Below are 15,432 nucleotides of genomic sequence, written 5' to 3'. Positions count from 1 at the left end.
AACGCAGGCAACACGGAGATCAGACAATGTTTGAGATCATGGACACTCATTCAGACGAAGCGGTGATTAAAGTCATCGGCGTTGGTGGCGGCGGCGGTAACGCTGTTGAACATATGGTCAAGCACAACATCGAAGGTGTTGAGTTTGTTGTAACAAACACGGACGCCCAGGCGTTACGTAAATCAGGCGCTGGCTCAACAATTCAGTTAGGCCGCGACGTAACTAAAGGTCTAGGAGCAGGTGCAAACCCAGAAGTGGGTCGCGCCGCTGCTGAAGAAGACCGCGAAAACATCCGTTCAGCGCTAAGAGGCTCTGACATGATCTTTATCGCCGCCGGTATGGGTGGTGGTACTGGTACTGGTGCGGCTCCTGTGGTTGCGCAAATTGCTCGCGAAGAAGGTATCTTAACCGTTGCGGTTGTGACTAAGCCTTTCCCATTCGAAGGCAAAAAGCGTATGGCTTATGCTGAGCAAGGTATCGCCGAGCTTGCTAAGCACGTGGATTCGTTAATCACGATTCCAAACGAAAAATTATTAAAAGTATTGGGCCGTGGCACCACTTTACTCGATGCGTTTGCCGCAGCGAATAACGTATTATTAGGCGCGGTACAAGGTATTGCCGAGCTTATCACTCGTCCAGGTCTGATTAACGTCGACTTCGCGGACGTGAAGACTGTGATGTCAGAAATGGGTAATGCCATGATGGGTACGGGTGTTGCTCGTGGTGACGACCGTGCTGAAGAAGCGGCAGAAGCTGCCATCGCCAGCCCATTATTAGAAGACATCGATTTAGCCGGTGCCCGTGGTGTGTTAGTTAACATTACCGCAGGTATGGACATGAGTATCGAAGAATTCGAAACCGTGGGTAACCACGTTAAGGCTTATGCTTCTGACAACGCGACCGTGGTTGTGGGTGCGGTAATCGACCCAGAAATGAGCGACGAGCTGCGTGTTACGGTTGTTGCAACCGGTATCGGTGGTGAGAAGCGCCCTGACATCCAATTGGTGTCTAAGCCTGCGCCTCGTCCAGAGCCAGTTGTTGTTGAACCAAAGGTTGAAGCCTATGTCGAAGAAGCTGCTCATGTAAGCTATGCCGCGCCAAAGGGTAACGTAGTCCCTGCTGCCGCACAGCCTGCTCCAGCGCCAGCGCCTTCAACAAAGCATGAATTGGACTACTTAGATATTCCAGCGTTTTTGCGTAAGCAAGCTGACTAACCTTTCAAAGTAGAGTCCAGCGTTTCGGGTAGGTGTTGCCCCTTGTGGGTAATACCACCGAATGACTGCATTTGTGTGACATAGTGAAATTATGTTACTATGGGGCACTTATCTGGTCGTTTTGTCGCCGCTGCATGGGCAAATTACAGACTTAATTTAGAGATTTTTACGGGTAACTGAATGATTTTTCAAAGAACTGTTCAAAAAATGGTGAAGGCTACTGGAGTCGGTTTGCACTCTGGCAATAAGGTCACCTTGAGCATCATGCCCGCACCAGTCAATACAGGGATCGTACTCGTGCGTACCGACTTGAATCCTGCCGTCACTATTCCGGCGAAGGCAGATCAAGTTCGTGAAACCACTATGTGCACGGCTCTCGTCAATGACGAAGGTATTCGAATTTCGACAATTGAGCATCTGTTTGCTGCATTAGCGGGCTTAGGCATCGATAACGCTGTGATCGAAGTGGACGCGCCTGAAATCCCAATTATGGATGGCAGTGCGAGCCCATTCGTCTTCTTATTGCAGTCTGCAGGTATTAAAGAACAGGCGGCACCTAAGAAGTACTTAAAGGTTAAACGCACCATTCGTGTTGAAGATGGCGATAAATGGGCTGAGTTAAAGCCATTTAAGGGTTTTAGAGTGAATTTCAAAATTGATTTCGCTCACCCAGAGATCGCTCGCAGTCAGCAACACGTGGTGATGGACTTTTCTACATCGGCTTTCGTAAAAGAAATCAGCCGTGCTCGTACTTTCGGTTTTATGCGTGATATTGAGTATCTGCGTGCAAACAACCTAGCATTAGGTGGCAGCATGGAAAACGCAGTTGTACTTGACGAATATCGCGTCCTCAACCCCGATGGCCTGCGTTATGAGGATGAGTTCGTTAAGCACAAAATTTTAGATGCGTTTGGTGATCTCTATGTAGCAGGACATGCCATTCTTGGTGAGTTCACTGCCTACAAAACCGGTCATGCACTGAATAACCAATTAGTGCGCGCGTTATTGGCACAGCAAGATGCGTGGGAATTAGTGAGCTTCGAGAAAGAAGCCGACGTTCCCGTCAGCTTTACCGTGCCAGGTGGTGCTGTTTTCGCTTAATGCTCGATTGAGTTCTGTTTAAGCTTATTTATTACGGCTGGCCAATGAGGCCAGCCGTTTTAGTTTTTCACCCAGTGACCCACTGACATTATCTGCAAGTGCAGCAATATGTTCTGCCGCTGCTGGACTCAGTTCTTTACTGGTCTGTTTTGGCTTTGCATCATACATTGCTAATCTCGGGTTGACTTTAACTTCAATTGCGGTAAGGATTGGGAGCGTTTCTGCTTGAAGCTGGGATAACAGTTTCTGCTTCTGGAAATTGATTCGCGCAGCCCAGGCTGCCGAAGTGGTTTCAACCACAAGAACACCCTGACGGAAATTAGCGACTTTCAGCTGCTCCGCAACAGGACCTGCAATAATCTGCTTCACGTGCTGATCCAGATATAAAAGTAGTTCCGCTTTCTCAGCAATATCGGGAAGCTTTCCCGATTGATGTAATAACTGGCTGAGATCTTGAGGGGGCTTTTTCATATGATAATAAGATGGCTGAATTAGGCTATGAGTGTAACAGTATTTATTCAAGGTCGGAACGGCGTCACACGCTGGCAACCCAGCAAGCGCTGGTTGCTCCTTCCCATGCTGTTGTTAGCGACGGGTACCGGTATTTATCAACACAACTCTGCTAAATTCGAAAATCAGCAAGCCAGTGTCGATAACGATCGCATCCAACGTGAACAACAAAAGAAGCAAGTCTTAGAACTTAAAAGTGCAACCGAGTCACAGCTAGCCATGCTGGCGACCCATGTTGCGCGCATGCAAGCCAAGATCACTCGTCTCGAGGCGCTAGGCCAACAAGTCGCAAAACAAAATAAATTGGATGAGGATTTTGATTTCTCGTCCGAAGTTGGCGTGGGTGGTATGAGCGAACTCGGCAGCAGTGTTGAGCTTGGTCAATTGATCGATGATATGAATAAGCTGGCGTCACGAATTGACAACAATCATGTTCAATTATCGCTACTTGAAACCGTGTCATCTAATCACCATATAGATGCAGAGCGCTTTGTATCAGGGGTTCCACTCGATAAAGGTTGGTTGTCTTCACCCTACGGATTACGCAATGACCCTTTTAATGGCCGTAGAACGATGCATAAAGGTATCGATTTTACGGGTCGTGAAGGGGCCAAAGTTGTCTCCACCGCCGCAGGCGTGGTGACTTGGGCTGGAAATATGTTCGGTTATGGTGAGTTGGTCGAAATCGACCATGGTAACGGGTTACGTACTCGCTATGGCCATAATAAAGCTTTGTCAGTGGCTGTAGGTGATGTGGTCGCTAAGGGCGAGGTTATCGCCACAATGGGAAGCACAGGGCGCTCTACCGGAGCTCATGTGCATTATGAAGTGTTGCGTGGCGGACAGCAGATAGATCCACAGAAGTTTGTCTACCGCAAAGCTGGTTAATTGAAACATTGGCTTCTAGTTTCCACAAGGACTTGGCCTACAGAGAATAAGTGATTCAGATGTTTGGTAAATTACTGACAAAAGTATTTGGTAGTCGTAACGACCGTACCCTTAAAGGTTTACAAAAAGTAGTTAATAAGATTAATGCGCTTGAAGCCGATTATGAAAAATTAACCGACGAACAACTCAAAGCTAAAACCGCGGAATTTAGAAGCCGTATCGAAGCGGGCGAAACCCTAGACGCCATCATGGCCGAAGCATTCGCAACCGTGCGCGAAGCCTCAAAGCGTGTTTTTGAAATGCGTCACTTCGACGTCCAGTTACTCGGTGGTATGGTGCTTGATAGTAATCGTATTGCCGAAATGCGTACCGGTGAAGGTAAAACCTTAACTGCAACTTTGCCAGCATATCTAAATGCCTTAACGGGTAAAGGTGTTCACGTGATTACCGTGAACGACTACTTAGCCCGTCGTGACGCTGAAAATAACCGCCCACTGTTTGAATTCTTAGGTTTGTCCGTCGGTATCAACGTAGCAGGTCTGGGCCAACAGGCGAAGAAAGACGCCTACAACGCAGATATCACCTACGGTACCAACAACGAATTTGGCTTTGATTACCTACGTGACAACATGGCGTTCTCGCCACAGGAACGGGTTCAGCGTCCATTGCACTATGCGCTGATTGACGAAGTGGACTCAATCCTGATTGACGAAGCCCGTACTCCGCTGATTATTTCAGGTGCAGCTGAAGATAGCTCTGAGCTCTACATCAAGATTAATACCCTGATCCCAAGTCTTATCCGTCAGGATAAAGAAGACTCCGAAGAATTTGTGGGTGAAGGTGACTACAGCATCGATGAAAAAGCCAAACAAGTGCATTTCACCGAGCGTGGTCAGGAGAAGGTTGAAAACCTGCTGATTGAGCGCGGCATGTTAGCCGAAGGCGATTCACTCTACTCCGCGGCGAATATTTCGCTGCTGCATCACGTTAACGCTGCCTTACGCGCGCACACTCTATTCGAGCGTGACGTTGACTACATCGTTCAAGACGGTGAAGTGATCATCGTTGACGAGCACACAGGTCGTACTATGCCAGGCCGTCGTTGGTCTGAAGGTTTACACCAAGCCGTAGAAGCCAAAGAAGGCGTTCACATTCAGAACGAGAACCAAACACTGGCATCGATCACCTTCCAAAACTATTTCCGTCAATACGAAAAACTGGCAGGTATGACGGGTACTGCGGATACCGAAGCATTCGAATTCCAACACATCTATGGTTTAGATACTGTTGTGGTGCCAACTAACCGTCCAATGGTACGTAAAGATTTAGCAGACTTAGTTTACCTGACTGCCAATGAAAAATACCAAGCCATCATCAACGACATCAAAGATTGTCGTGAGCGTGGTCAGCCAGTATTAGTGGGTACAGTATCTATCGAACAATCAGAACTGTTAGCGCGCCTAATGGTAAAAGAGAAGATCCCACACCAAGTACTTAACGCCAAATTCCACGAGAAAGAAGCGGAAATCGTTGCTCAAGCGGGTCGCTCTGGCGCGGTGACTATCGCGACTAACATGGCCGGTCGTGGTACCGACATCGTGTTAGGTGGTAACTGGAATATGGAGCTCGATGCCATCGAGAATCCAACCGCTGAACAAAAGGCAAAAATCAAAGCCGATTGGCAAGTACGCCATGATGCCGTGATTGCAGCCGGTGGCCTACATATTTTAGGTACTGAGCGTCACGAGTCTCGCCGTATCGATAACCAGCTGCGTGGTCGTGCGGGTCGTCAAGGTGACGCGGGTTCTTCACGCTTTTATCTGTCGATGGAAGACAGCTTGATGCGCATTTTCGCATCAGAGCGAGTTGCCGGCATGATGAAAAAGTTAGGCATGGAAGAAGGTGAAGCGATTGAGCATCCTTGGGTATCCCGTGCTATCGAAAACGCGCAACGTAAAGTAGAAGCCCGTAACTTCGATATCCGTAAGCAATTGCTCGAGTTCGACGATGTGGCTAACGACCAACGCCAAGTGGTTTACGCCCAACGTAACGAGTTGATGGATGCGCAAAGTATTGAAGATACCATCAAGAACATCCAAGATGATGTTATCGCTGCGGTGATTGACCAATACATTCCACCACAATCGGTTGAAGAGTTATGGGATGTACCAGGTCTTGAGCAACGTCTACAGCAAGAGTTCATGCTGAAGCTGCCAGTTCAAGAATGGTTAGATAAAGAAGACGACTTACACGAAGAAACGTTACGTGAGCGTATCATCACCTCTTGGTCTGATGCTTATAAAGCAAAAGAAGAAATGGTTGGTGCGCCAGTACTGCGTCAATTCGAAAAAGCAGTCATGCTGCAAACGTTAGACGGTCTGTGGAAAGAGCACTTAGCGGCAATGGATCATTTGCGCCAAGGTATCCACCTGCGTGGTTATGCACAAAAGAATCCTAAGCAAGAATATAAGCGTGAATCATTCGAGCTATTCCAGCAATTACTCGAAACCTTAAAGCATGATGTGATAAGTGTACTGTCTAAGGTTCAAGTACAAGCGCAATCGGATGTTGAAGAAATGGAAGCGCGTCGTCGTGAAGAAGATGCCAAGATCCAACGCGACTATCAACATGCAGCGGCTGAAGCCTTAGTTGGTGGTGATGATGGTGCCGATGAGTTGATGGCTCATACCCCAATGATCCGTGATGGCGAAAAGGTTGGTCGAAACGATCCATGTCCTTGTGGTTCTGGCCGCAAATATAAGCAGTGCCACGGCAAACTGAGTTAATAGTGTTGAGTTAATGTCTGTAGATAAGCAAATAGGCTTATTTATATAGATGAGCGAAAAGGCGACTTAATATAGTCGCCTTTTTTGTACCTGTTCGATGTCAATGATAAAGCAGCAAATCCGTACTTATATATAAAGAATCAATTCGACTCTCTGATATTCCTAATCCAACAAATAATCCTTCGTTCAAAAATGGACCAGCAAAAGGGCTATTTGTGGATAACTTTGGGGGTAATTGGTGGGTACTTTGTGACTAACTGAAACCATTGAAAAAAGATCGAAAAAACGCAAAAAAGCCCTTGCACAAAAAGTTCAGCTCCCTATAATGCGCATCCACTGACACGGCAGACAGCGATACGCAGTTTCAAGTGCCAGTTCATCAAGCAGTTCACTGATTGATGAGCGTAAGAAAGTTGAAAAAACTGCTTGACGCAAAAACGGGAATGCGTAAAATACGCAGCCCTGACCAGATGAACAAAAGGTTCGCTGAGTCAACGCTCTTTAACAATTTATCAAGTAAATCTGTGTGGACACTCACAGGTGTTGAGTTAATCGAAATTACTCTGCCGTTTGGCGAGTAATCAAAGAATTAAATCAATGAATGAGTGTTCATAGCAATATGTACAGTTTGTTTTGACTTTCGAGTCGAAGCAGCAAATCAGAAATCATTGAGTCGTTTAACGCGAGTTAAACAAAAAACTTTTAATTGAAGAGTTTGATCATGGCTCAGATTGAACGCTGGCGGCAGGCCTAACACATGCAAGTCGAGCGGCAGCACAAGGGAACTTGTTCCTGAGGTGGCGAGCGGCGGACGGGTGAGTAATGCCTAGGGATCTGCCCAGTCGTGGGGGATAACAGTTGGAAACGACTGCTAATACCGCATACGCCCTACGGGGGAAAGGAGGGGACCTTCGGGCCTTCCGCGATTGGATGAACCTAGGTGGGATTAGCTAGTTGGTGAGGTAATGGCTCACCAAGGCGACGATCCCTAGCTGTTCTGAGAGGATGATCAGCCACACTGGGACTGAGACACGGCCCAGACTCCTACGGGAGGCAGCAGTGGGGAATATTGCACAATGGGGGAAACCCTGATGCAGCCATGCCGCGTGTGTGAAGAAGGCCTTCGGGTTGTAAAGCACTTTCAGTAGGGAGGAAAGGTTGTAAGTTAATACCTTGCAGCTGTGACGTTACCTACAGAAGAAGGACCGGCTAACTCCGTGCCAGCAGCCGCGGTAATACGGAGGGTCCAAGCGTTAATCGGAATTACTGGGCGTAAAGCGTGCGCAGGCGGTTGATTAAGCGAGATGTGAAAGCCCCGGGCTCAACCTGGGAATTGCATTTCGAACTGGTCGACTAGAGTCTTGTAGAGGGGGGTAGAATTCCAGGTGTAGCGGTGAAATGCGTAGAGATCTGGAGGAATACCGGTGGCGAAGGCGGCCCCCTGGACAAAGACTGACGCTCAGGCACGAAAGCGTGGGGAGCAAACAGGATTAGATACCCTGGTAGTCCACGCCGTAAACGATGTCTACTCGGAGTTTGGTGTCTTGAACACTGGGCTCTCAAGCTAACGCATTAAGTAGACCGCCTGGGGAGTACGGCCGCAAGGTTAAAACTCAAATGAATTGACGGGGGCCCGCACAAGCGGTGGAGCATGTGGTTTAATTCGATGCAACGCGAAGAACCTTACCTACTCTTGACATCCAGAGAATTCGCTAGAGATAGCTTAGTGCCTTCGGGAACTCTGAGACAGGTGCTGCATGGCTGTCGTCAGCTCGTGTTGTGAAATGTTGGGTTAAGTCCCGCAACGAGCGCAACCCCTATCCTTATTTGCCAGCGCGTAATGGCGGGAACTCTAGGGAGACTGCCGGTGATAAACCGGAGGAAGGTGGGGACGACGTCAAGTCATCATGGCCCTTACGAGTAGGGCTACACACGTGCTACAATGGCGAGTACAGAGGGTTGCAAAGCCGCGAGGTGGAGCTAATCTCACAAAGCTCGTCGTAGTCCGGATTGGAGTCTGCAACTCGACTCCATGAAGTCGGAATCGCTAGTAATCGTGAATCAGAATGTCACGGTGAATACGTTCCCGGGCCTTGTACACACCGCCCGTCACACCATGGGAGTGGGCTGCAAAAGAAGTGGGTAGCTTAACCTTCGGGAGGGCGCTCACCACTTTGTGGTTCATGACTGGGGTGAAGTCGTAACAAGGTAGCCCTAGGGGAACCTGGGGCTGGATCACCTCCTTACCTATACGACTAACTCGATGTTTGTTGAGTGTTCACACAGATTTACTTGATAGAAGATAGAGTAAACGATGGGTCTGTAGCTCAGCTGGTTAGAGCGCACCCCTGATAAGGGTGAGGTCGGTGGTTCAAGTCCACTCTGACCCACCAATCCTTAAGGGTTGGACATCTGATACTCGCACTGCATGTAAATGGGGCTATAGCTCAGCTGGGAGAGCGCCTGCCTTGCACGCAGGAGGTCTGCGGTTCGATCCCGCATAGCTCCACCATTTACTGCAATCTGGTTAGAGATGCCAAAGATAAACTGAAAAATTATCTTTGGCTTTTTTAAGCCCGCTCTTTAACAATTTGGAAAGCTGATAGTAATTAATACAATGATGTCTGTCGTTGTGTTAATACGAAAAAATTGAGTTCTTAAAACACTTTTTAAGTGTCTTGAATATTCAAGTCTAAGGCGAGTCCATCTTCTTGGTCGAAGATGAGACAAGTAAAACCAGCTGGTCGCAACGACCTAGGTGAGTGAAACTCATTTGGGTTGTATGGTTAAGCGACTAAGCGTATACGGTGGATGCCTTGGCAGTCAGAGGCGATGAAGGACGTAGTAACTTGCGAAAAGCGTTGGCGAGCTAGTAACAAGCATTTGAGCTAACGATGTCCGAATGGGGGAACCCAGCAGCATAAGCTGTTATCACTACATGAATACATAGTGTAGTGAGGCGAACGAGGGGAACTGAAACATCTAAGTACCCTTAGGAAAAGAAATCAACCGAGATTCCCCTAGTAGCGGCGAGCGAACGGGGATTAGCCCTTAAGTCAGAGGGGTGTTAGTGGAATGGTCTGGAAAGTCCAGCGGCACAGGGTGATAGCCCCGTACACGAAAACTAACCTTTGATGAAATCGAGTAAGGCGGGACACGTGATATCCTGTTTGAATATGGGGGGACCATCCTCCAAGGCTAAATACTCCTGACTGACCGATAGTGAACCAGTACCGTGAGGGAAAGGCGAAAAGAACCCCTGTGAGGGGAGTGAAATAGAACCTGAAACCGTATACGTACAAGCAGTGGGAGCGGTTCTTGAGACCGTGACTGCGTACCTTTTGTATAATGGGTCAGCGACTTACGTTTTGTAGCGAGGTTAAGCGAATAGCGGAGCCGTAGGGAAACCGAGTGTTAACTGCGCGTTTAGTTGCAAGGCGTAGACCCGAAACCCGGTGATCTAGCCATGGGCAGGTTGAAGGTTGAGTAACATCAACTGGAGGACCGAACCGACTAATGTTGAAAAATTAGCGGATGACTTGTGGCTGGGGGTGAAAGGCCAATCAAACCGGGAGATATCTGGTTCTCCTCGAAAGCTATTTAGGTAGCGCCTCGGACGAACACCTTTGGGGGTAGAGCACTGTTAAGGCTAGGGGGTCATCCCGACTTACCAACCCTTTGCAAACTCCGAATACCAAAGAGTGCTATCCGGGAGACAGACGGCGGGTGCTAACGTCCGTCGTCAAAAGGGAAACAACCCAGACCGTCAGCTAAGGTCCCAAAGTGTATGTTAAGTGGGAAACGATGTGGGAAGGCTTAGACAGCTAGGATGTTGGCTTAGAAGCAGCCATCATTTAAAGAAAGCGTAATAGCTCACTAGTCGAGTCGGCCTGCGCGGAAGATGTAACGGGGCTAAACATACCACCGAAGCTACGGGTGCAATCCATTAGGGTTGCGCGGTAGAGGAGCGTTCTGTAAGCCGTTGAAGGTGAAGGGGTAACCCACGCTGGAGGTATCAGAAGTGCGAATGCTGACATGAGTAACGATAAAGGGGGTGAAAAACCCCCTCGCCGAAAGACCAAGGGTTCCTGTCCAACGTTAATCGGGGCAGGGTGAGTCGACCCCTAAGGCGAGGCCGAAAGGCGTAGTCGATGGGAAACAGATTAATATTTCTGTACTTCCGCTAACTGCGATGGAGAGACGGAGAAGGCTAGGCTAGCGCGGCGTTGGTAGTCCGCGTTTAAGGTGGTAGGTGGGTGACTTAGGCAAATCCGGGTCACTATACACTGAGAGCTGATGACGAGGTCCTACGGGACTGAAGTAGTTGATGCCATGCTTCCAGGAAAATCTTCTAAGCTTCAGGTTAGCGGGAATCGTACCCCAAACCGACACAGGTGGTCGGGTAGAGAATACCAAGGCGCTTGAGAGAACTCGGCTGAAGGAACTAGGCAAAATGGTACCGTAACTTCGGGAGAAGGTACGCTGCTGTTGGTGATGGGACTTGCTCCCTAAGCTGACGGCAGTCGCAGATACCAGGTGGCTGCAACTGTTTATCAAAAACACAGCACTGTGCAAAATCGCAAGATGACGTATACGGTGTGACGCCTGCCCGGTGCCGGAAGGTTAATTGATTGGGTTATCGCAAGAGAAGCTCATGATCGAAGCCCCGGTAAACGGCGGCCGTAACTATAACGGTCCTAAGGTAGCGAAATTCCTTGTCGGGTAAGTTCCGACCTGCACGAATGGCGTAATGATGGCCACGCTGTCTCCAGCCGAGACTCAGTGAAGTTGAAATTGCGGTGAAGATGCCGTATACCCGCGGCTAGACGGAAAGACCCCGTGAACCTTTACTATAGCTTGGCACTGAACATTGACCCTACATGTGTAGGATAGGTGGGAGACTTTGAAGCGGGAACGCTAGTTCTCGTGGAGTCGTCCTTGAAATACCACCCTTGTAGTGTTGATGTTCTAACTCTGGCCCCTTATCGGGGTTGAGGACAGTGCCTGGTGGGTAGTTTGACTGGGGCGGTCTCCTCCCAAAGAGTAACGGAGGAGCACGAAGGTTGGCTAAGTACGGTCGGACATCGTACGGTTAGTGCAATGGCATAAGCCAGCTTAACTGCGAGACAGACACGTCGAGCAGGTACGAAAGTAGGTCATAGTGATCCGGTGGTTCTGAATGGAAGGGCCATCGCTCAACGGATAAAAGGTACTCCGGGGATAACAGGCTGATACCGCCCAAGAGTTCATATCGACGGCGGTGTTTGGCACCTCGATGTCGGCTCATCACATCCTGGGGCTGAAGTCGGTCCCAAGGGTATGGCTGTTCGCCATTTAAAGTGGTACGCGAGCTGGGTTCAGAACGTCGTGAGACAGTTCGGTCCCTATCTGCCGTGGGCGTTGGATGATTGAGGGGAGTTGCTCCTAGTACGAGAGGACCGGAGTGAACGAACCGCTGGTGTTCGGGTTGTCATGCCAATGGCATTGCCCGGTAGCTATGTTCGGAATCGATAACCGCTGAAAGCATCTAAGCGGGAAGCGAGCCCCAAGATGAGTCATCCCTTGGACTTTAAGTCCACTAAAGAGCCGTTCGAGACTAGGACGTTGATAGGTCAGGTGTGTAAGCGTTGTGAGGCGTTGAGCTAACTGATACTAATGACTCGAGAGGCTTAACCATACAACCCAGATGGGTTTTACTAAGCGTGCTTAGATAGAATACAAACACTTAAGAAGTGACTCAAAACAGCTTTCCGAATTTAACTGGAATAAAAATTTATCAACTACATCCATGTAGTTGACCCTAACGGGCCGCGCTAAAGCGCGTTAAAAATTGTTCCAGACAATTTTTTGCTTGGTGACAATAGCATTGTGGTCCCACCTGATCCCATCCCGAACTCAGAAGTGAAACGCAATCGCGCCGATGGTAGTGTGGGGTCTCCCCATGTGAGAGTAGGTCATCGCCAAGCGCCTAATTTAATCATCATTGATGATAAAGAATTGCTGATATGGCTCAGTCGGTAGAGCGCATCCTTGGTAAGGATGAGGTCCCCAGTTCGATTCTGGGTATCAGCACCATATAATCTAGTGTTTCGTCCTAGAGTAAAAATTTGTTTGGTGACAATAGCATTGTGGTCCCACCTGATCCCATCCCGAACTCAGAAGTGAAACGCAATCGCGCCGATGGTAGTGTGGGGTCTCCCCATGTGAGAGTAGGTCATTGCCAAACATCAAATTGATGAAAAGGCCACCTGAATAGGTGGCCTTTTTACTTTTCATTCGTTTTATCTCTCACAACTCCCTCAAACTCTTTCCTTTAGATTTGTTTGAATTACTAGACTTCTAGTAATGCAAAGCGACTAATAAAGCTTTACTCTTTCCTTTGCTTATTGAACCTATGAATTATGACTTCCCCTAATAACGCCTTGGAGAAGTTTCATAAATGAGCAGAAATTTGAATAGTGCTAAATCTGATTACAAATTCGTAGTCTTACTAATTTAATTTGAGCAACCAATCGCGCATATCGTTTATGTAGGGCTGCCATTTATCATTATTCAGCGTGCCTATTAAGAGTTCTTTATAGATTTCTATTTAATTATTTTGGATTTACATTGAATCAATGGAATGAACTTGCTTCATTTCTGTGAATCTCTTCCAGGAAATAGCATTTACAACGCGCTTAATATGAATCCATTGGTAATACAGAGCAGCCTTCTCGCATTAACAAAATAGGCAATATGTGGATAACTTTGGGGGTAACTCGTGGGTAGCTTGTGCCTACTCTGGGTGTAAAAAGGTAATTGAAAAATAATCCAAAAAACTTCAAAAAAGCGCTTGCACAAAAGTTTTCGCTGCCTATAATGCGCATCCACTGACACGGCAGAGCGCGAAAGCAGATGCTGATAGTAAATAAATCCTGAGGTTAACTTAGGTAATAAAATTCACTCAGTCAGTTTGAGTTGTTTAATTATTAATCAAGCGATTCAAGTGCGAAAAGAAGTTGAAAAAACTCCTTGACGCGAAATGGGAAATGCGTAGAATACGCAGCCCTGACCCGATGAGCGGTAACGCGAAAGCTGAAGGTCAAATGCTCTTTAACAATCTAAACAAGAAATCTGTGTGGACACTCACAGGTGTTGAGTTAATCGAAACTACTCTGCCGTTTGGCGAGTAATCAAAGAATTAAATCAATGAATGAGTGTTCATAGCAATATGTACAGTTTGTTTTGACTTTAGAGTCGAAGCAGCAAATCAGAATTCATTGAGTCGAACCTTCGGGTTCAAAAAACTTTTAATTGAAGAGTTTGATCATGGCTCAGATTGAACGCTGGCGGCAGGCCTAACACATGCAAGTCGAGCGGCAGCACAAGGGAACTTGTTCCTGAGGTGGCGAGCGGCGGACGGGTGAGTAATGCCTAGGGATCTGCCCAGTCGTGGGGGATAACAGTTGGAAACGACTGCTAATACCGCATACGCCCTATGGGGGAAAGGAGGGGACCTTCGGGCCTTCCGCGATTGGATGAACCTAGGTGGGATTAGCTAGTTGGTGAGGTAATGGCTCACCAAGGCGACGATCCCTAGCTGTTCTGAGAGGATGATCAGCCACACTGGGACTGAGACACGGCCCAGACTCCTACGGGAGGCAGCAGTGGGGAATATTGCACAATGGGGGAAACCCTGATGCAGCCATGCCGCGTGTGTGAAGAAGGCCTTCGGGTTGTAAAGCACTTTCAGTAGGGAGGAAAGGTTGTAAGTTAATACCTTGCAGCTGTGACGTTACCTACAGAAGAAGGACCGGCTAACTCCGTGCCAGCAGCCGCGGTAATACGGAGGGTCCAAGCGTTAATCGGAATTACTGGGCGTAAAGCGTGCGCAGGCGGTTGATTAAGCGAGATGTGAAAGCCCCGGGCTCAACCTGGGAATTGCATTTCGAACTGGTCGACTAGAGTCTTGTAGAGGGGGGTAGAATTCCAGGTGTAGCGGTGAAATGCGTAGAGATCTGGAGGAATACCGGTGGCGAAGGCGGCCCCCTGGACAAAGACTGACGCTCAGGCACGAAAGCGTGGGGAGCAAACAGGATTAGATACCCTGGTAGTCCACGCCGTAAACGATGTCTACTCGGAGTTTGGTGTCTTGAACACTGGGCTCTCAAGCTAACGCATTAAGTAGACCGCCTGGGGAGTACGGCCGCAAGGTTAAAACTCAAATGAATTGACGGGGGCCCGCACAAGCGGTGGAGCATGTGGTTTAATTCGATGCAACGCGAAGAACCTTACCTACTCTTGACATCCAGAGAATTCGCTAGAGATAGCTTAGTGCCTTCGGGAACTCTGAGACAGGTGCTGCATGGCTGTCGTCAGCTCGTGTTGTGAAATGTTGGGTTAAGTCCCGCAACGAGCGCAACCCCTATCCTTATTTGCCAGCGCGTAATGGCGGGAACTCTAGGGAGACTGCCGGTGATAAACCGGAGGAAGGTGGGGACGACGTCAAGTCATCATGGCCCTTACGAGTAGGGCTACACACGTGCTACAATGGCGAGTACAGAGGGTTGCAAAGCCGCGAGGTGGAGCTAATCTCACAAAGCTCGTCGTAGTCCGGATTGGAGTCTGCAACTCGACTCCATGAAGTCGGAATCGCTAGTAATCGTGAATCAGAATGTCACGGTGAATACGTTCCCGGGCCTTGTACACACCGCCCGTCACACCATGGGAGTGGGCTGCAAAAGAAGTGGGTAGCTTAACCTTCGGGAGGGCGCTCACCACTTTGTGGTTCATGACTGGGGTGAAGTCGTAACAAGGTAGCCCTAGGGGAACCTGGGGCTGGATCACCTCCTTACCTATACGACTAACTCGATGTTTGTTGAGTGTTCACACAGATGGCTTGTTGAACTTCTCGAAAGAGAAGGGAGAGCGAAATGCACCGCGAGCCGGTAAGC

Annotated in this window: 6 protein-coding genes, 3 tRNA genes and 5 rRNA genes; 13 read left to right on the top strand and 1 reads right to left on the bottom strand. The window is 48.5% G+C overall.

Translation table 11 applies throughout. The features are described from left to right. Positions 1–26 precede the first annotated feature (26 nt). Positions 27–1,214, top strand: a complete 1,188-nt coding sequence (gene ftsZ / locus K0H61_RS15820; protein WP_220050427.1) for a cell division protein FtsZ — start codon at positions 27–29, stop codon at positions 1,212–1,214. A gap of 180 nt (positions 1,215–1,394) precedes the next feature. Then, positions 1,395–2,315 (top strand): UDP-3-O-acyl-N-acetylglucosamine deacetylase, encoded by a 921-nt coding sequence (gene lpxC / locus K0H61_RS15815; RefSeq protein ID WP_220050426.1) that lies wholly within the window; start codon positions 1,395–1,397, stop codon positions 2,313–2,315. 24 nt (positions 2,316–2,339) lie between these two features. On the opposite strand, the gene K0H61_RS15810 is transcribed toward lpxC, so the two are convergent. Further along, entirely contained in the window at positions 2,340–2,786 is a 447-nt protein-coding gene (locus tag K0H61_RS15810) for a DUF721 domain-containing protein (protein WP_220050425.1), read from the bottom strand. 27 nt (positions 2,787–2,813) lie between these two features. Here K0H61_RS15810 and K0H61_RS15805 point away from each other — a divergent pair, with 27 nt between their 5' ends. The 11 genes from K0H61_RS15805 to K0H61_RS15755 all read left to right on the top strand — a co-directional run bounded on the left by K0H61_RS15805 (position 2,814) and on the right by K0H61_RS15755 (position 15,332). Beyond that, complete coding sequence (locus tag K0H61_RS15805; protein WP_220050424.1) at positions 2,814–3,713, top strand: M23 family metallopeptidase; 900 nt, start codon at positions 2,814–2,816, stop codon at positions 3,711–3,713. Positions 3,714–3,772: 59 nt separating this feature from the next. Beyond that, positions 3,773–6,499, top strand: a complete 2,727-nt coding sequence (gene secA / locus K0H61_RS15800; protein ID WP_220050423.1) for a preprotein translocase subunit SecA — start codon at positions 3,773–3,775, stop codon at positions 6,497–6,499. A 703-nt stretch (positions 6,500–7,202) separates the two neighbouring features. Continuing rightward, positions 7,203–8,745: ribosomal RNA gene (locus tag K0H61_RS15795) — 16S ribosomal RNA — on the top strand. Positions 8,746–8,815: 70 nt separating this feature from the next. Next, a tRNA-Ile gene (locus tag K0H61_RS15790) sits at positions 8,816–8,892 on the top strand. Positions 8,893–8,935: 43 nt separating this feature from the next. Next, positions 8,936–9,011, top strand: a tRNA-Ala gene (locus K0H61_RS15785). Between the two features lie 272 nt (positions 9,012–9,283). After that, a 23S ribosomal RNA gene (locus K0H61_RS15780) occupies positions 9,284–12,176 on the top strand. A 173-nt stretch (positions 12,177–12,349) separates the two neighbouring features. Then, positions 12,350–12,465: ribosomal RNA gene (rrf, locus tag K0H61_RS15775) — 5S ribosomal RNA — on the top strand. A 33-nt stretch (positions 12,466–12,498) separates the two neighbouring features. Beyond that, positions 12,499–12,574 (top strand) — tRNA-Thr (locus K0H61_RS15770). Positions 12,575–12,609: 35 nt separating this feature from the next. After that, positions 12,610–12,725 (top strand): 5S ribosomal RNA (gene rrf, locus K0H61_RS15765). Between the two features lie 772 nt (positions 12,726–13,497). Then, the gene (locus K0H61_RS15760) at positions 13,498–13,671 is read left to right on the top strand and encodes a hypothetical protein (RefSeq protein ID WP_220050422.1); all 174 of its coding nucleotides are present in this window, start codon (positions 13,498–13,500) and stop codon (positions 13,669–13,671) included. Between the two features lie 118 nt (positions 13,672–13,789). Further along, positions 13,790–15,332, top strand: a 16S ribosomal RNA gene (locus K0H61_RS15755). The 16S, 23S and 5S rRNA genes sit together here with 3 tRNA genes alongside, the layout of an rRNA operon. Positions 15,333–15,432 lie beyond the last annotated feature (100 nt).

This window comes from Shewanella acanthi, from assembly GCF_019457475.1.
GTDB classification, from domain to species: Bacteria; Pseudomonadota; Gammaproteobacteria; order Enterobacterales; family Shewanellaceae; genus Shewanella; species Shewanella acanthi.
The sequence above is the reverse complement of the archived record's forward strand: the minus strand, read 5'-3'. Positions and strand labels throughout refer to the sequence as shown.

Coding starts and splice junctions, on each gene's coding strand:
- lpxC (WP_220050426.1), top strand. CDS start 1,395: ATGATTTTTCAAAGAACTGTTCAAAAAATGGTGAAGGCTACTGGAGTC.
- K0H61_RS15810 (WP_220050425.1), bottom strand. CDS start 2,786: ATGAAAAAGCCCCCTCAAGATCTCAGCCAGTTATTACATCAATCGGGA.
- ftsZ (WP_220050427.1), top strand. CDS start 27: ATGTTTGAGATCATGGACACTCATTCAGACGAAGCGGTGATTAAAGTC.
- K0H61_RS15805 (WP_220050424.1), top strand. CDS start 2,814: ATGAGTGTAACAGTATTTATTCAAGGTCGGAACGGCGTCACACGCTGG.
- secA (WP_220050423.1), top strand. CDS start 3,773: ATGTTTGGTAAATTACTGACAAAAGTATTTGGTAGTCGTAACGACCGT.